This window comes from Pseudomonas sp. YA1, assembly GCF_058680555.1.
In genome coordinates this window covers 69,960-87,112 of the sequence record NZ_JBZWBG010000021.1, presented here as the reverse complement: position 1 = coordinate 87,112, position 17,153 = coordinate 69,960, and the positions used below count along the sequence as shown (strand labels likewise).

The 17,153-nt window shown below is 69.2% G+C and carries 15 protein-coding genes; 9 read left to right on the top strand and 6 right to left on the bottom strand.

All coding sequences use genetic code 11. The features are described 5' to 3' along the window. Position 1: 1 nt before the first annotated feature. The 6 genes from tssG to tssB all read right to left on the bottom strand — a co-directional run bounded on the left by tssG (position 2) and on the right by tssB (position 5,820). Entirely contained in the window at positions 2 to 1,018 is a 1,017-nt protein-coding gene (gene tssG / locus AC4OR5_RS25705) for a type VI secretion system baseplate subunit TssG (RefSeq protein ID WP_003114517.1), read from the bottom strand. Further along, positions 982 to 2,775, bottom strand: a complete 1,794-nt coding sequence (tssF, locus tag AC4OR5_RS25700; protein WP_058159980.1) for a type VI secretion system baseplate subunit TssF — start codon at positions 2,773 to 2,775, stop codon at positions 982 to 984. Before tssF ends, tssG begins: the two co-directional genes overlap by 37 nt. Next, a complete protein-coding gene (gene tssE, locus AC4OR5_RS25695) occupies positions 2,759 to 3,184 on the bottom strand; it encodes a type VI secretion system baseplate subunit TssE (protein ID WP_009316132.1) in 426 nt (141 codons plus the stop codon). Before tssE ends, tssF begins: the two co-directional genes overlap by 17 nt. A gap of 12 nt (positions 3,185 to 3,196) precedes the next feature. Next, positions 3,197 to 3,694: an Hcp family type VI secretion system effector gene (locus AC4OR5_RS25690; RefSeq protein ID WP_003089495.1), complete on the bottom strand. Its 498-nt coding sequence runs from the start codon at positions 3,692 to 3,694 to the stop codon at positions 3,197 to 3,199. A gap of 73 nt (positions 3,695 to 3,767) precedes the next feature. Then, a complete protein-coding gene (gene tssC, locus AC4OR5_RS25685; protein ID WP_003089494.1) occupies positions 3,768 to 5,252 on the bottom strand; it encodes a type VI secretion system contractile sheath large subunit in 1,485 nt (494 codons plus the stop codon). 22 nt (positions 5,253 to 5,274) lie between these two features. Next, positions 5,275 to 5,820: a type VI secretion system contractile sheath small subunit gene (gene tssB / locus AC4OR5_RS25680; RefSeq protein WP_003089493.1), complete on the bottom strand. Its 546-nt coding sequence runs from the start codon at positions 5,818 to 5,820 to the stop codon at positions 5,275 to 5,277. Positions 5,821 to 6,027: 207 nt separating this feature from the next. Here tssB and AC4OR5_RS25675 point away from each other — a divergent pair, with 207 nt between their 5' ends. The 9 genes from AC4OR5_RS25675 (at position 6,028) to ssuD (ending at position 17,152) form a co-directional block, all read left to right on the top strand. Then, a complete protein-coding gene (locus tag AC4OR5_RS25675) occupies positions 6,028 to 6,504 on the top strand; it encodes a hypothetical protein (RefSeq protein WP_023434891.1) in 477 nt (158 codons plus the stop codon). Between the two features lie 59 nt (positions 6,505 to 6,563). Continuing rightward, complete coding sequence (tssK, locus tag AC4OR5_RS25670) at positions 6,564 to 7,895, top strand: type VI secretion system baseplate subunit TssK (protein ID WP_023094023.1); 1,332 nt, start codon at positions 6,564 to 6,566, stop codon at positions 7,893 to 7,895. Between the two features lie 17 nt (positions 7,896 to 7,912). After that, positions 7,913 to 8,671, top strand: a complete 759-nt coding sequence (locus tag AC4OR5_RS25665) for a DotU family type IV/VI secretion system protein (RefSeq protein ID WP_003131567.1) — start codon at positions 7,913 to 7,915, stop codon at positions 8,669 to 8,671. Continuing rightward, positions 8,668 to 12,483, top strand: coding sequence for a type VI secretion system membrane subunit TssM (locus AC4OR5_RS25660; RefSeq protein WP_058159981.1), 3,816 nt, complete (start codon positions 8,668 to 8,670; stop codon positions 12,481 to 12,483). The genes AC4OR5_RS25665 and AC4OR5_RS25660 overlap by 4 nt, the downstream gene beginning before the upstream one ends. Then, positions 12,480 to 13,580 (top strand): type VI secretion system protein TssA, encoded by a 1,101-nt coding sequence (gene tssA, locus AC4OR5_RS25655; protein WP_034016716.1) that lies wholly within the window; start codon positions 12,480 to 12,482, stop codon positions 13,578 to 13,580. Before AC4OR5_RS25660 ends, tssA begins: the two co-directional genes overlap by 4 nt. 109 nt (positions 13,581 to 13,689) lie before the next feature. Then, positions 13,690 to 14,775: a sigma-54 interaction domain-containing protein gene (locus AC4OR5_RS25650; RefSeq protein ID WP_043105085.1), complete on the top strand. Its 1,086-nt coding sequence runs from the start codon at positions 13,690 to 13,692 to the stop codon at positions 14,773 to 14,775. A 235-nt stretch (positions 14,776 to 15,010) separates the two neighbouring features. Then, a complete protein-coding gene (locus AC4OR5_RS25645; RefSeq protein ID WP_058159982.1) occupies positions 15,011 to 15,277 on the top strand; it encodes a hypothetical protein in 267 nt (88 codons plus the stop codon). A 159-nt stretch (positions 15,278 to 15,436) separates the two neighbouring features. After that, a complete protein-coding gene (msuE, locus tag AC4OR5_RS25640) occupies positions 15,437 to 15,997 on the top strand; it encodes an FMN reductase (protein ID WP_003089470.1) in 561 nt (186 codons plus the stop codon). A gap of 9 nt (positions 15,998 to 16,006) precedes the next feature. After that, a complete protein-coding gene (gene ssuD / locus AC4OR5_RS25635; protein ID WP_058159983.1) occupies positions 16,007 to 17,152 on the top strand; it encodes an FMNH2-dependent alkanesulfonate monooxygenase in 1,146 nt (381 codons plus the stop codon). The last annotated feature ends 1 nt before the right edge of the window (position 17,153 follow it).

Here is a 17,153-nt window from a genome sequence, read left to right as displayed (position 1 = left end):
TTCAGGCTACCTCCGGCTGCCGCAGGTCGAGATCGATGCGCTGCCGCTGGCCGTCTTCGACGCGCCGCAGGCCGGTGTTCCAGCTCAGCCTGGGCGGTGCACCGCGCTCCAGGCGCAGCGGCGCGCCGCCGCTCACCAGCAGGCTCAGGCGACAATCCAGGTCGGGGCCGAAGTACAGCGCGGCGAGGCTGGCCAACTGGCCATGGGCGTCGCCGTCGGGGAAGAAGCGGGCGGCTTCGCGGGCATCCAGCGGACCGAGGCTGAGGGCGATGCCGGCGTGTTCGTCCCAGGTGCGCGTGCCGGCTATGGCGTCGCGGCCCAGGCGCAGGTTGCGCCCGCCGCGTTGCAGCCGGCTGCGGCTGGCCGCGGGGATTTCCTTCCAGGCGCCCTGGTAGGCATCCAGCCGTGCCTCCACGCCGAAGTGCTGGCGCACCAGGCCGGCGAAGCCGGCCAGGGAGCGACGCCCGCCGGCGAACAGCGCGGTGCGTGCCAGCACCGCGCTGTCCGGCAGCGCCAGGCGCTCTTGCAGGGCCTTCGGCAACAGGCCGCTGAGGGCGCGTAGCTGCGCCTGCACCGGGGTCGCCGCCGGCACCGCGAAACCGAGCGCCACGCGATGCTTGCGCAGCACCCGGTAGAGCAGGCTGAGCAGGCGGTGCTGGAACAGGTCGAGGAACTCGGCGGGGGCATGGTCCTTCTGCCGGGCACGCTGTTGCAGCCATTCCTGGTAGGCATAGGGCAACGGGCCGTCGGGGCCGCCGAGGCCGAACACCGGGGTGGACAGCACCGGTTGCTGCGGGTCGTCGAGCAGGCTTTCCACCTCGCTCGAGGCGAACAGCGGCAGCAGCGGCCCGCGCAGGCGCAGGGCCTCCGCCCGCGGCGCGTTGCCGGTGCCCAGCGGCAACGCCTGGGGACGCTCGCGTTCGAGCAGCAGCAGCGCCTGCAACAGTTCGAAGCGCTGCGGCGTGCGGCGCAGCCGTTGGCTCAGAGGGAGAGCGGCGAGCCGGCCTGGGGTTGCCATGTCTTCACCTCCTTGTCGGCTTCCACCAGCACCGTGCGCACGAAGCGGTTGGCGGTGGCATACAGCGAGAAGAACTGCGCCAGCACGGCGGAGAACAGCACGCCGCTGGCGCCGACGAAGTGTTGCGGATCGAGTCGCAGGCGGATTTCCAGGCCATTGCGCCAGCCGCGCCAGGCATCCTCGCCGACGTGCGCCACCACCCGCTGGCAGTCGAGTTGCCGCAGGCCTTCTATCTGCCGGCGGGCGCTGGCGTCGTCGCGCAGGTTGTGCAGGGCGAGGATTTCCCGCAGGGCTTCGAGGGCGCGCGGGCCCTCCACCAGCGACAGGTGGTTGAGGGTCAGCTGCGAGACCAGTCTCCAGCGCGACTGGCCGTCCAGGCGCGGCTGGCTCTGCGCGCTGGGCGCGTTGCGCAGGCGTGCGGCGGCGACCGGCCCGGGCCGTTCGAAGCCCAGCGCGGTGCCGGCACCCAGGCGCTCGGCCAGATAGCGATTGGTGCATAGCAGCTCGGCGGTCAGGCTGAAGGCCGGGGCCTCGCGCAACGGGTCGAAGCCGGTATCCACCAGGCTCAGCAGCAGGTCGCTGCCCAGCCGGTTCGGGGTCAGCCCGGCGATGCGCCGGGCGTGCCAGTAGAGCGTGCCGAGGTGGCTGTCGTGGCGGCAGCCATAGTAGGCCGGGACTGGCTGCACGGTGCTCCCGGCAACCGAGCGCACGGCGCGGATGCTATGGATTTCCACGCTGTTCTCGCGGTGACTGTCGGCGACCAGGCGGTACTCGCTGCGGGTGCCGTCCGGGCGCAGCGGCTCCGAGGTCCGCGGAAAGAGGTTGATCGCCGGCGCGCAGCCGAGCTGGAAGTCTTCCGCCTGCAAATGCAGGCGTGCCGTCGGTGCGCGATCGAAGACCAGGTACAGGTAGAGCGTCTGTCCGTCGGCGAGTGCGCCGGACAGCGGCAGGTCGAAGAAGTGGAACTTGTCGGGGAAGGCGAAGTACTCGGCGAGCAGGCGCAGGCCCGGATGTCCGCCGTCTTCCTCCGGCAGCAGCGCCTCGTCGGCGGCGAAGCCGACGATCTCCGGCAGTCCGCAGAGCGCCGCCGGCGGCGTGCCGGGCGCCCCCGCCATGACCTGCACGGCATGCGCGGCGAGCAGGTCGTAGAGGGTCGCGCAGCCCATCGGCGAAGCCGCCAGGTGGATGCGCAGGCGCTCGATCGACAGTTCGTCCCAGCGGTACTCGCCCAGGCAGCGCAGGCTCAGGCGCAACGCCGAGCGGGCGGCGCCGACTCCGGTCAGGGCTTGCGCCTCCTCGCCGCCGAGCAGGGTCGCTTCGTCGATCGCCAGCGGCCACAGGGTCGCCTCGGCGCTGCTGCGGAAATGCACGCTGTCGCCGCCGCGGGTGGTGACGAACAGTGCGGTATCGCGCGGCAGCCGGTAGCCCTCGGCGAGGTTGCCCTGGGTCGGGTCCGGTTCGAACTGGACGATCGCGCAGGACGGCAGCGGGCGCAGCGCCAGGGGGTAGAGCTGTTCGAGGAGGGCGTCGCTGAACTCCGCGTAGTCGTCGTCGAGGCGCCGTTGCAGGCGCGCGGTGAGCAGCGAGAAGCCTTCCAGCAGACGCTCGACGTGCGGGTCGGGGCATTCGCCGGGGGCCAGTTGCAGGCGCCGGGCGACCTTCGGATAGCGCTCGGCGAAGGCGCCGCCGGCATGCCGCAGCCAGGTCAGCTCGCGCTGGTAGTAGTCGAGCAGGTCGGCATCAATCGAATCGCTCATGGCGCACCTCGAGGCCATCGTTGCCCTGTTCGATGACGAATAGCGCAGGCATCAGGCGCGACCCGCTGCGCAGGCGGCCACCGAGCTGGATACGCAGGCGCTGCGGATTGTCCGGGTCAGGTTCGACCTCGACCTCGGCCAGTTGCAGGCGCGGCTCGAAATGCTCGACCGCCGCCCGCACCTCGCGTGCCAGCTGGCGCCGGTCCTCGGCGCGCAGGCGTTGCACGGCGGTCCAGTCGGCGAGCCCGTAGGCGAGGATGCCGCTGCGCGCATGCGCCGGGCGCCGTGTGTTGAGCAGGCGCAGCAGCTCGCCGCGGACCGACTCGGCCAGCGCCCGGTCGTCGAACGCGGGACGTTCGTCGGCCTCGGCGCTGAGGCGCTCGAACAGCGGCGGCAGGGCTCCGGACATGTCGGCGCCCGGTCACTTGACCAGCTGGTTGGCGGCCAGGTCCCAGGTCGAGGCGGCCGTGCCTTCCTTGGTGCCGTCGTCCTTCTGCGCGGTCAGCTCCCACTTGATCTTGGTGAAGTTCAGCGACAGGGTCTCCACCGGCTTGCCGCCGGCGCCGCCGCTGACGCTGACGTTGGAGAGCACCACGTTGTTCAGGGTGTAGACGATGAAGGGCATGATCTGCCCGTTGCCCTCGGCGGCGTTGCGGCCGATGGTGATGGTCGCCTCGGCGATCGGCTTGCCGGCGCAGCAGTATTCGTTGAGGGTCGGGGTCGAGGTGTCGATGAACTTGGTGAGGGTGAATTCGCCGACGTGGGGTTTGCCGGAGGTGCGCTCCGAGTTGCTGACGTCGTTGGTGACCTGCATCGCCACGTTGTGGCTGTAGGACATGATTTCGATCTTGTTTTCGTAGCCGACGAGCAGGCTGTCGCCTTTGATGTCGCTGCCGAAATCGAGAATGATCGCATCCATCGCATCTGACTCCTGGAGAGGGGCTGTCTGGAACGGGAAGGGCGCCCCGCCGGCGCTGCCGGCGGGGGCGGACTCACGCCGCTACCGGCGGCGGCAGGTTGGCGACCAGGCGGATCGACGCGCTGAGTTCCTCGAGCTGGAAGTGCGGCCGGAGGAACACCGTGGCGCGGTAGGCCCCCGGTTTGCCGGCCACCTCGCTGACATCCACCCGCGCCTCGCGCAGCGGGTACTGCGCCTTGATTTCCTGCGGTGCGTTGTCGTTGATCAGCACGTAGTCGGCGATCCAGTTGTTCAGGTAGGTCTGCACGTTGTCGCGGGTCATGAAGCTGCCGACCTTGTCGCGCATGATCACCTTCAGGTAGTGGGCGAAGCGCGATGCCGCCAGCACGTACGGCAGCATCGCCGACAGGCGCGCGTTGGCGTTGGCCTCGTTGGTGTTGTAGAGCCTGGCCTTGTTGGTGGTCTGGCCGCCGAAGAACACCGCCACGTCGCTGTTCTTCTTGTGGCACAGGGAAATGAAGCCGAGATCGTTGAGTTCCTTCTCGCGGCGGTCGGTGATCGCCACCTCGGTCGGGCACTTCAGCGACAGGTCGCCGGAGCTGGTGCGGAACGTGTGCGCCGGCAGGCCCTCGACCGCGCCGCCGCCTTCCGCGCCGCGGATCGCCGCGCACCAGCCGTACTTGGCGAAGGCCTCGGTGATGCGCTGCGCCAGGACCCAGGCGGCGTTGCCCCAGAGGTACTTGGAGTGGTCGGTGCCGTTGACGTCCTCGACATAGTTCATGCCTTCCACCGGTCGCGTCTCCGGGCCGTAGGGCAGGCGCAGGAGGAAGTTCGGCAGCACCAGGGACACGTAGCGCGAATCCTCGCTCTCGCGGAAGGCGCGCCACTTGATCAGTTCCAGGCTCTCGAAGATCTTGGTCAGGTCGCGCGGCACGGCCAGTTCGGTGAAGCTGTTCATGTCGAACAGGCGTGGGCTGGCGGCGGCGATGAATGGCGCGTGGGCAGCCGCGGCGACGTTCGACAGCTTCTCCAGCAGGCCGATGTCCTGCGGATGGCGGCCGAAGGTGAAGTCGCCGATCAGCAGGCTGAAGGGGTGTCCACCGAAGGTGCCGTATTCCTCTTCGTAGATCTTCTTGAACAGTGCGCTCTGGTCGAACTCGACCGCCTTCTCCAGATCGTTCTGCAGTTCGTTCTTGCCGACGTTCAGCAGGCGCAGCTTGAGCCGCGCGCTGGTCTCGGTGTTGCTCACCAGTTGGTGCAGGCCACGCCAGGAGGCTTCCAGCTTCTGCAACTCGGGGTGGTGGATGATCTGGTTGAGCTGGTCGCTGATCAGCGCATCGATCTGGCTGATGCGGTCGTTGATCATCGCCACGGTGTCCTTGTCGACGGCCATGCCCTCGTCGAGGACCTGGGTGGCGAATTCCGCGAGCATGTCGCGGGCGTAGTCCTGCTGGCTGTCGTCGTGGGCCATGCGGCCCTTGGCAATGATCTCGTCGAGCAGGGACAGGGTCTGGGTCGAACTCTCGCCGGATTGTTCGGCGGCGGATGACTTGGGCATGGCGGCTTCTCCGGGAAGAGGGTCAGGCCGGCTGGTCGGCCGGGGGTTCGCTGTCGCCGGCCGGGGCCGCTTCGGCTTCCGGGCGGGCCGCTTTGATTTCCTGCAGGCCTTCGGTGTTGGCCACCACGTCCTGCAGCAGCTGGTCGAGGTCGTCGTTGCCGTCGAGCTTGGTCAGCAGGTCGCGCAGGCGCTGGCGCGCTTCGAACAGGCGACGCAACGGGACCACCTGCTTCACCAGGTTGACCGGGTCGAAGTCCTCGATGTGGTTGAAGCGCAGCTCGACGTTCAGCTTGCTGTCGTCGCCGCTGATGGTGTTGTCGACCTGCAGGGTGGCGCGGGGGGAGATGGAGGAGAGGATCTCGTTGAAGTTGTCGCGGTCGATGTCGACGAAACGCCGTTCGACCAGCTTCGCCGGCGGGGTATCCGGCTTGCCGGAGAGGTCGGCGAGGATGCCGACCACCAGGGGCAGCTCCTTCTTCTCGATGGCGTTGCCGATCTCGACGTCGTAGGTGATCTGCACGCGCGGCGGGCGCACCCGGTCCAGCTTGTGCTGCGTACTCTCGGCCATGGCGGCTGACTCCGATGCAATGGTGGGGGCGCAATGCATCGGGGGATGCCCTGATCATCGCAGTCCCTTGCTGGATCACAGGCATGACAGGGAAAACGGCGCAGAACCTGTCCTTGGCGATCCCTCTGGTCCGTCACTGGCGACGAACTACAAAAGACGCTAGAACAGGTCTATGGATTTGCAAAATAAAATTTTCGTTGGACTCCCATGAAGCACGGATGTTTCACCATATGTCGGAAATTCTCCCTGGCGCTGGCGATCCTGGCGCTGTCCGGCTGCTCGTATTTCTTCGCGCCGCGGGTCGAGTTGCAGCGGCTGACCCTGGATGTCGCCGCGCGCGCCAACGACGACTCGCCGATCGCCGTGGACTTCGTCGCGGTGAAGGATGCGGAGCTGTTCAAGGAGCTGGCCGGACTGCCGGCCAGCCAGTGGTTCGCCAATCGCGAGCAGTACCGCCGCGACTACCGGCAGCAGTTCGCGGTATGGAGCCTGGAGCTGGTCCCGGGGCAGTTCATCGAGTCGGAGTCGTTCCCCTTGCGCGGCGACCGCGCAACTGGACTTTTGGTCTTCGCCGGCTATAACACACCCGGCGCGCACCGCTTGCGCCTCGACCAGCAGCAGCGCGTCTGGCTGCGTCTGGATACCCGGGAAATGCGACTGGTCAACGATCCCGCCGCGCCCTAGCGAAGGGGCAGGCGAGCGACCGTCGTGCACGACAACGTAGGACGTCGAAGGGGAGTCGTATGAGTGTTCTGCCTGACGCGGTGTGCTGGCACGAAGGGATGCAACTGCTTCCCCAGCATTTCCAGTTGCAGGGATTGCGTGCCGAGGCGCTGGCGGCGCGCACCGGACAGGCCTGCAACCCTTGGTTCTGGGGCGTGACCGCCCTGGAACTGGACCCCTCGGCGTTATGCGCCGGCCAGGTGCGGGTCCTGCACCTCGAAGCGATCCTGCCCGACGGCCTGCCGGTGAGCGTGCAGGCTGGTGTCGACGCGCCGCTGGAGTTCGACCTGGAGACAGCGCTGGCGGCCGCCGAAGGGCCGCTGCTGAACGTCCACCTGGCGGTCAGTCCGCTGTGGCGGGCGGGTCAGTTGCTGCCGCTGAAGGGCCGTCTGCAATCGCGGGTCGGCGCGCCGCTGCCGGACCTGGCCAGCGGCGAGCACCCCGAGCCGATCACCGTCTGGCGAGCGTCGCTGCGGCTGGTCGGCGACGACGGCAAGGCCGACTCCGTGTGCCTGCCGTTGCTGCGCGTGGCGAAGGAGGGCGGCGCCTACGTCAGCCTGCCCTACGTCCCGCCGACGCCATTGGTGCTGCCGGAATCGCCCCTGGGCAGGCGCGTGCAGTCGCTCTGCGCGCGGGCCCGGGAGAAGGCGCTGTTCCTCGGCGGGCGCCTGCGCCTGGCGCAGCAGGCGGGCAACCAGGACGACGCCGTGGAAGTCCGTCGCCAGCTCGCCGCGCTCTGGACCCGCCTGCCGGAGGTGGAAGGCCTGCTGGCAAGCCGCGCGGCCTCGCCGCTGGCCCTGCACGGCAGCCTGCTGGGCCTGGCCGGGGCCTGGGCGGCGCTCGATCCGCTGGCCGGCGTGCCGGCCTTCGAAGCGCTCGACTTCCTCGACCTGCGGCGTGGCTACGAGCCGCTGCTGGACTGGCTGGAGCGCGCCATCGAGTCGATCCGCGCGGGCTACCGCTGCCTGCCGTTCGAGCAGGAGGAACAGGTGTTTTCCGTGCGCCTGCCCGATCCGGCGCCGCGTCAGCGCCTGGTGGTCGGCCTGCGGATGCCCGCCGGCGCCGGCGAACAGGCGGCGGCTGACTGGCTGGAGCGCGCCATCGTCGCCTCCGATCCGCACCTGCCGTTGCTCGCCCGGCAGCGCATGAGCGGGCTGGCGCGGCAGCCGATGAATCGCCAGGAACAGGTGGCCTACAGCGTCGGCGACGACACCCGTTTGTTCGTCGTGCAGGGCGCCGGCGACTGGTTCGATGCCGGCCAGCCGCTGCGCATCGTCGCGCCGGTCAGCGGGGTCGCCAGCAGTCCCTGGCAGATCGTGCTGTTCGTCGCCGACGGCAGCGACAACACCTAGACAGGAAGGAGCCGCCAATGCCCGAAGGGAGTGCAGGGCCTTTTTCCCAGGCGTACCAGGAGCAGCCGCTCAGCACGGCATTCCGCCAGGCCTGGCAGGAATGGCTGGAGGCCTGGGGCGCCCTCGACCGCGACGCCCAGGATGTGCCGCGGATGGTCGAGCGCGCCCTCGAACTGTCCACCCGCATCACCCGGCGTCTGTGGCGCAGCGCCTTCGCCAGCGTCGGCGACGCGGCGGGCGTGCAGGTCAAGGCGATGGTCTATGCCTTCGTCGCCCTGGTCGACGAGACTCTGGTCTTCAGCGCCTGGCCGGGACAGGGCGCCTGGCAGGAAAAACCGCTGGAGTCGCATCTCTACGGCAGTCGCCAGGCGGGCGAATACCTGCCGCTGGCGATCAAGCGCCTGCTCGACGAACGCGCCCCGGCCAGTCGCGACCTGGCCAACGTCTACCTGCAATGTCTGATCCTCGGCTTCCGCGGTCGCCTGCGCGGGCCGCGCGGCGAGGCGCTGCACGAGAAGTGGCGGCAGGCGCTGTTCGCCTTCGCCTGGCAGCGCGAGGCGGACGCCGCCGACCTCGGCCGTCGCCTTGAGCAGCCTGCCGCCGCGCCGCCACGGCGCCTGCCGGTGCGCGCGGCGTTGCCGGACGGTTTCCGCCTGGGCCTGGCGGTGCTCGGCCTGGTGCTGCTGATGAGCGGCATCGGGCACCTGTTCTGGCGCGACATCCAGCATGAAATGGCGGCGGTGACCCACCTGGCCGATGCGGAGCAGGCGCCATGAGCGGCGCGACGCTGTTCATGCTGGTTCTCCTCCTGCTGCTGCTGGCGCTGCTGCTGGGGGCGCTGGGCTGGTGGTGGCGGACCCGGGGCGGTACGGAGATCCGCAGCTTCTACGCGGCGGTCCGGCAGATGGAGCGCGAGCAGGGCTGGCAGGGCCGCTACGAAGCGCCCTGGCTGCTGATGCTCGGCAACGAGACCGAGGGCGAGCAGTTGTGCGCCACCTGGCGCCTGCTGCCGGTGGCGCGTCCGGCCTGGTTCGGCCGCTGGTGGTCGGACGGCGAGGGGGCGATCCTGCTGGTGCCGGAGTCGGTGTTCCTGCCCGACGAGGGCCTGCGCCGGCAAAGCGGCGCCTGGCTGCGCCTGTTGCGTCTGTTCCTGCGCCTGCGCGGCAGGCGCGCGCTGGACGGGGTGGTCTGGAACATTCCGCTGGCGCGGTTGCAGGATGGCGAGCAGGCGGCCGCCCTCGGCCTCGCCGCCCGTCGTCGCTACGTGGAGCTGACCCAGCGCCTTGGCCTGAGCCTGCCGGTGTACGTGGTGATCACTGGCCTGGAAGACCTGCCGGGTTTCCAGGAACTTCTCGCGGCGCTGCCCGAGGAGGCGCGCGAGCGCGCCCTCGGCTGGTCCTCGCCGTTCGCCGCCGAGGCGGCCTGGCAGTCGCGCTGGTGCGAGCAGGCGCTGGAGGAAATCACCGTCACCCTGACCGAGTCGATCGTCGAACTCGGTACCTTGCGCGGCCAGGTGAACAACGACCTGTATTGCCTGCCGCCACGCCTGGAAAGCCTCCGCGGTTCGTTGCAGGCGCTGCTCGAACCGGTCTTCCAGGGCAACGCCAGGGGCGAGGCGCCGCGCTTTCGCGGTCTCTACCTGAGCGGCAGCGAGGCGGCGGGGGCGGCAAGCGACGAAGCCCTGCCGGCGGTCGACGCGCCGCGTCGGCGCAGCAGCTTCGCCAGCCAACTGTGGGCACGGCGGATCCTTGCCGAGGAAGGCCTGGCCCAGGCGGTGCCGCGCATCCTCCAGCTGCGCCAGCGCTGGCAGCGCGGTATCGGCCTCGCTGCGCTGTGCCTGTGCCTGCTCTGGGGCGGCCTGATGACCTGGGTCTGGCGCGACGCGCTGCGCGACGCCGGCGAACTGTCGCAACTGCTGCATGGCGCCAGCGAGCGCTACCAGCCGCTCGACGACGACACTCGGCGCGCCGCCCAGGTCCGGCAGAACGTCCAGGCCTGGTGGCAACTGGTGTCACAGGCGCCGCGCTGGCGCTTCACTTCGCTGGCGTTTCCCAGTTCCTGGTTTTCCTCCCTGGATGCACGTATCGACAGCGCGTATCGCCGCGTTTCCGAGCGCCTGCTGGTACGCCCGCTGCGCAGCCTGCTGGAAGGCGAGGCAAGCGACCTGCGGGCGATCCGCAGCGACGGCCAGCCCGGCCTGAAGGAGGGCGACGACCCCAGCCAGTGGAAGGACTACCTGGCGGCGAAGGACCTGGTCGCCCGCGCCACTACCCTGGAGCGCCACAATCGCCTGTTCGCCCAGGCCATCGACAACCGCAAGACGCCGCTCGACGATCTCCTGCAACTGAGCAACGACGCCCTGGGCAGCAGCTACAACGCCGGCAGCCTGGCGCGCCTGGCCTACTACAACCGCACGCTGTTCGCCGAGCGTCCGGCCGATCTCGCCGCCCTCGACCTGGGCCGGGTCGGCGCCACGGCGGCGGATAACTTCCATGACCTGATGGCCCGCTGGCTGAACGCCTACTTTCTCACCGACAGCCTGGAACGCACCGGCAATGCCCTGACCCAGGAACTCGCGCAGCTCGGCCAGGAACGAGATGCCACGGCGGCCCAGTTGCTGGGGGTCGGCGAATTGATCAACCACCTGCAGCAGCAGGTCAACCGCATCAACCTGATCTGGGGCAATGGCGTCGGCCAGGATCTCGTCCCTGGCTACCAGAACCTGCTCAAGAGCGCCCAGCAAAGCAGCCTGCTGGGAGACCGCGTGGAGGAACTGCAGAACCTCACGGTGCAGTTGCAGCAGCAGTTCCGCAGCGAATGGATCGCACCTCCGGAGGCTGCCGGCGACGGCCTGCTGGTGAAGCAGGGGGCGACCCTCAAGCTGGCCGATGACCTGCTCGGCCTGAAACGCGCCATCGATGACCTGAAGACCAAGGACTTCGTCTCCGTGGCCCTGGCCGGCAAGACGCTGGCGGAGCACTCCCTGCTGAGCATCGACGACATCGGCGTGACCCAGGCGTTGAGCTTCTTCAACGACTTCAGCGGCTACTACGAGAGCACCCTGCCGTCGCTCAACCCGCGCTATCGCTACTCGGTCCTGCACGCCGCCGCCAGCGCGACGACCGAGGCCATGTGGCAGAGCCTCGGGCCGCGCAGTCGCAGCCTGACCAGCCGCAATGCCTCGCGCTTCGACGTGCAGGTCAAGCAGGTCCAGGCATTGCAGGCGGCGCTGCTGGAGTTGCAGGACATGCAGGCCGGCGCGCGCCTGCTGGCCAGCCTCAACGCGCTGGCCGTGGCCGATATCGGCCAGGCCCTGCGCGACATCGACGAGCAGGCGGTGCTGCGCGAGCCGGTCGATTTCAGTCGCTGGTCGGGCGCGCCGAATTTCGGCCTGCAGGCGTTCCGCGCCCAGGACAGCGCCGAGCTGAAGCAGAGCCTGACCAGCCAGTTCAATGCCATGGCCGCGGTCGCCGAGCGCCACGCCCCGGCGCTGGAGTGGCTGCAGGCGCAGCAGTCCAGCCTGGCCACCGCCGACTACAACGCGTTCGTGCGCTTCAGCGCGCTCAACGCCGAACTGCAGAAATTCAAGGCCGACAACCCGGCGAGCACCGCGGCGCAGCTGGCGAAGCTGGTGGGTAACGATTTCAACCAGATGGACATCGGCAGTTGCGTCGACATTCTCAACGGCGTGCTCCTGCCGTCCAGCCGCAGCGACCTGGCGACGCGCCTGGTGGACCTGCGCCAGGGCGCGCTCGGGCGCTGCCAGTCGTTGCAACAGCAGCAGGCGGCGCAGGCCTGGAAGGACCTCGCCGACTACTTCAACCAGTACCTCGCCGGACGCTTCCCGTTCGCCTACAGCCTGGAAGCGGCCGATGCCGAGCCGGGGCGGGTGCGGCACCTGCTGAAGCTGATGGAGACGCGCTTGCCGCAGGTGCGCGAAGGGCTGGCCCAGGTTCGCTCGCCGGACCTGCCGGCCGCCGAGGACTTCGTCCGCCGCCTGGAGCAGGCGCAGCGCTGGCTCGGCCCGCTGTTCGAGCGCGACAAGTCGGGCCTGCTCGGCGTCGCCCTGGACATCGACTGGCGCAGCGACCGCAGCCTGGAACGCGGCGCCGACCAGGTGATCGCCTGGAGCCTGTACTCGGGCGTCCAGGAAAGCCGGTTCCCCGGCGCGCAGGACAAGGGCCTGACCTGGAACGTCGGCGATCCGCTGAAGATCATGCTGCGCTGGGCGAAGAACGGCTCGCAGCGTCCGGCAGACGACCCGCGCCAGGCCAGCCTGGCGGTGGCCGACCTCGAGGCCGGCTGGAGCTACCAGGGCTCCTGGGCGCTGCTGCGCATGATGCGTGCGCACTTCTCCCGGCAGCGCCCGCCGAACGTCGACTACACGGAGTTTCCGCTGGTCCTGCAACTGCCGGTGTATGCGCCCTACAGCCCGGAAAACGAGGCGCGGATGTTCCTCCGCCTGTCGTTGATGAGCCTGGGCGGCAAGACCCCGCTGTCCATCCAGCCGCTGCCGGTGCGCGCGCCGCAATCGCCGTTCGCGACGCTGTTGCCGGCCACCGTCGCCAGCACCGGAGGTATCCCATGACCCTGCCTCTTTCCGGCAACGCCCTGTCCCTGGAAGTGCTGCTCGAGCCCATCGCCGCGGAACAGCCGTGCGGCCCCAGCCTGCGCTACGACCCGGACTACGACCGCCTGCGCGAGTTGCGCCGGGAGGACGACAGCAGCCTGCCGACCGGCGTCTGGCAGGCGGAGGCCAAGCGCGCCGACTGGGCCGCGGTGGAGCAGTTGGCCAGCGAACTGTTGCAGCGGCGCAGCAAGGACCTGATGCTCGCCGCCTGGCTCGGCGAGGCCTGGCTGCAACGCGGCGGGCTGGGCGGATTGCAGCGCGCGCTGGTGCTGCTGGCGGAACTCTGCGAGCGCTACCCCGAGGAGGTGCATCCGCAAGCCCAGGACGGCGACCAGTCGTGGCGGGTGCCGCCCATCGACTGGCTGTTGCGCCGCTATGCCGAGCTGCTGCACACGCGCCTGCCGCTGATGGGGCAGGGCGCGTTCGCCGAGATCACCCTCTATGCCTGGCAGAGGTTGCAGCGCCAGCAGGTCGCCAGCGGCGACAGCAAGAGCGCCAAGGCGGCGCTGGAAGCGGCGCAACTTCAGCAGAAGAAGCTCGACGAAGCGTTGCGCGCGGAGCCCCTGGTGCAATGGCAGCGCAAGCAGGCCAGCCTGTTCGCCTGCCAGCAGCAACTGCAACGCCTGGAACAGTGGTGCGACCGCTGCCTGGGCGAACTCGCCCCCAGTTGCCAGCCGCTGCGCGAGGTCATCGCGCAATGGCTGGCCTTGCTCAAGGAGTTCATCGCCATGCACCCGCAAGCGCCGCTGCCCGAAGAACAGCCACCGGTCGCGGAGGCGGACGCCGCCGAAGGCGACGCGGACGGCGAGGAAAGCGTCCCGGCGAGCGCGCCGAGCGGACCGGCTGGCGCGCCGACCAGTCGCGAGGACGCCTATCGGCAACTGCTGCTGATCGCCGACTACCTGGCGCGCACCGAGCCGCACAGCCCGGTTCCCTACCTGATCAAGCGCGCGGTGGAATGGGGCAACAAGCCGCTGAGCGAGCTGCTGGCGGAGCTGATCAATGCGGACTCGGAGGCGCGCCGGGTCTGGTCGCTGCTTGGCGTACTGCCCTAGGAGGCGTGGCTATATCTTTTATTCGAATATATAAATACGAATTCAGAATTTTTTAATCTATGGGTTCCTGGGGCAAGATGGGCGCACATTCCCCGGCTCGGAACCCAGCATGTCCGTCATCACCCATCCCCACGCCCGCGAGCTGACCAAATCGGTGCGCGCCACCGTGCTGGTGTTCAACGACCCCCGTTCCCGCGAGCTGCTGGAGCGCATCGAGCGCCTGGCGCCCAGCGAGGCCAACGCGCTGGTCATCGGCGAGACCGGCACCGGCAAGGAGCTGGTGGCGCGCCATATCCATGCCCTCAGCGGACGCAGCGGCGGCCCGTTCGTCGCGGTCAACTGCGGTGCTTTCGCCGAGAGCCTGGTGGAGAGCGAGCTGTTCGGCCACGAGAAGGGCGCCTTTACCGGTGCGTTGCAGAGCAAGGCCGGCTGGTTCGAGGCGGCCAACGGCGGCACCCTGTTCCTCGACGAGATCGGCGACCTGCCGCCGAGCATCCAGGTCAAGCTGCTGCGCGTGCTGCAGGAGCGCGAGGTGGTGCGGCTCGGTTCGCGCCAGCCGATCCCCATCGACGTGCGGCTGGTGGCGGCGACCAACGTCGACCTGGCCGACGCGGTGGTCGCCGGGCACTTCCGCGAGGACCTGTTCTACCGCCTGCACGTGGCGACCATCCAGCTGCCGCCGTTGCGCGAGCGCCGTGGCGATATCCTGCCGCTGGCCGAGTACTTCATCGCCGAGCACTGCCGGCGCCTCGGCTACACCAGCGCGAGCCTGAGCCCGGAAGCCGAGCGCAAGCTGCTCGGGCATTCCTGGGCGGGCAATATCCGCGAGCTGGAGAACGCCATCCACCACGCGCTGCTGGTCTGCCGCAACCGCCTGATCCAGCCGGCCGACCTGCACCTCATCGACATGCGTGCGCGCCAGGAGCCGAGCGGCTTGCGCCGCGCTCCCGAGAGCGCCGCCGGCTCGGCGCTGGAAGCGGCGCTGCAGGCACTGTTCGAGGAAAACCGCGAGGATCTCTACGAGCACATCGAGGAAACCGTGTTCCGCGCCGCCTATCGCTTCTGCCACGGCAACCAGTTGCAGACCGGACGCCTGCTGGGGATCAGCCGCAACATCGTGCGCGCCCGCCTGGAGAAGATCGGCGAGCTGGAAACCTCGCCACGGCACAACGTGGTCTCGCTGGTGGGCAAGTGAGCGTGGTGCTTTACAGTCTTTCACAATTCCCCCACAAAACCGGCAAGAACCCGGACGGCGGCTGTTCTACAACGGAGCGATGAATCTCGTTGGCTGGACCAGGGACGTCGCCATGCCTCGCTCCGCTCGCCTGTGTCGCTCGCTCTCGGCAGCCGCTTTCCTGGCCGCGCCGAGTCCGCCCGGCCCTCCAGTCACAGCAACCTTGGTTTCCCGACCCGGCGAAGAGGATCGCTGCATGCCGTACTGTTCGCCGGAACAACTCGCCGACCTCGACCCGCTGCTGGATTGCCTGCGCCGCTGGCCGCGCATCCGCGAGCCGCGGCCGGGGGTGTTCTACCTGGGCGACCAGCCGTTCTGCCAGTTCCATTCGCGCAATGGCCAGCGCTGGGCCGACGTCAAGCGCCGCAAGGGGCGCCTGCCGCCGTTCGTCCTGCCGCCGGGCGACCAGTATTCGGCGCGGGCATTCCAGATATTCCTGCTCCAGGCCTACAAGCTGAACTGAACTGTTGCCCGGGCAACAGTCGGACAGCAGCGCTGTTGCGTGGCTGACAGACCGAGGCCGGAAACCTGCCGCAACTGCCCGGAAAACGCACATTTCCCCGTTGGTACGGCCCTTGCTCCAGGGCACTGCACCTAGCGCAACAGTCCACAGGGAAATCCCATGACCAGCCCCTTCAAAGTCGTCGCCGTCTCCGGCGGCACCTATCGCCCGTCCCGCACCCTGGTACTCACCCAGGCCCTGATCGCCGAGCTTGGCCAGTCGCTGCCGATCGACAGCCGGGTCATCGAGCTGACCGACATCGCCGCACCGCTGGGCGCTACCCTGGCGCGCAACCAGGCGCCGGCGGAACTGCAGGCGGTGCTCGACGAGATCGAAAGCGCCGACCTGCTGCTGGTCGCCTCGCCGGTCTACCGTGGCTCCTATCCGGGCCTGCTCAAGCACCTGTTCGACCTGATCGACCTCAACGCCTTGATCGACACCCCGGTGCTGCTCGCCGCCACTGGCGGCACCGAGCGCCACGCGCTGGTCCTCGACCACCAGTTGCGCCCGCTGTTCAGCTTCTTCCAGGCGATCACCCTGCCCATCGGGGTCTACGCCAGCGAGGCCGACTTCGACAACTACCGGATCGTCAGCGAGCCGCTGAAGGCGCGCATCCGCCTCGCCGCCGAGCGCGCCGCGCCGCTGTTCGGCGGACGCTCCGAACTGTTGAAGATCGCCTGAGGTGCGCCGATGAACGTGTTCTGGTTCCTCCCGACCCACGGCGATGGCCACTTCCTCGGCACCAGCCAGGGCGCGCGGCCGGTCTCGCTGCCTTACCTGAAGCAGGTGGCTCAGGCGGCCGACAGCCTCGGCTACCACGGCGTGCTGATCCCCACCGGACGCTCCTGCGAGGACTCCTGGGTGGTGGCCTCGGCGCTGGCGCCGCTGACCGAGCGCCTGCGCTACCTGGTGGCGATCCGTCCGGGAATCGTTTCGCCGACCGTCTCGGCGCGGATGGCGGCGACCCTCGACCGCCTGTCCGGCGGGCGCCTGCTGATCAACGTGGTCACCGGCGGCGATCCCGACGAGAACCGCGGCGACGGCATCCATCTTGGCCACGCCGAGCGCTACGAGGTCACCGACGAGTTCCTTCGGGTCTGGCGGCGCGTCCTGCAGGGCGAGGCGGTGGACTTCCACGGCAAGCACATCCACGTGGAGAACGCCAAGGCGCTCTATCCGCCGGTGCAACGGCCGTATCCGCCACTGTACTTCGGCGGCTCCTCGGAGGCCGCCCACGAACTGGCCGGCGAACAGGTGGACGTCTACCTGACCTGGGGCGAGCCGTTGCCGGCGGTGGCGGCGAAGATCGCCGACGTGCGCCAGCGGGCGGCTCGTCATGGGCGTACGGTGAAGTTCGGCATCCGCCTGCATGTGATCGTCCGCGAAACCGCCGAAGAAGCCTGGCGCGCCGCGGACAGGCTGATCGAGCACATCTCCGACGAGACCATCGCCGCCGCGCAGCAGTCCTTCGCCCGTTTCGACTCCGAAGGCCAGCGGCGCATGGCCGCGCTGCACGGCGGCCGCCGCGATCGCCTGGAGATCCAGCCGAACCTCTGGGCCGGGGTCGGCCTGGTACGCGGCGGCGCCGGCACCGCGCTGGTCGGCGATCCGCGGCAGGTGGCGGAGCGGATCGGGGAGTACGCCGAGCTTGGCATCGACAGCTTCATCTTCTCCGGCTATCCGCACCTGGAAGAGGCCTACCGCTTCGCCGAACTGGTCTTCCCGCTGCTGCCCGAACCCTACGCCAGCCTGGCCGGCCGTGGGCTGACCAACCTGACCGGGCCGTTCGGCGAAATGATCGCCAACGACGTGCTGCCGGTTCGCGCCGGCGCTTGAG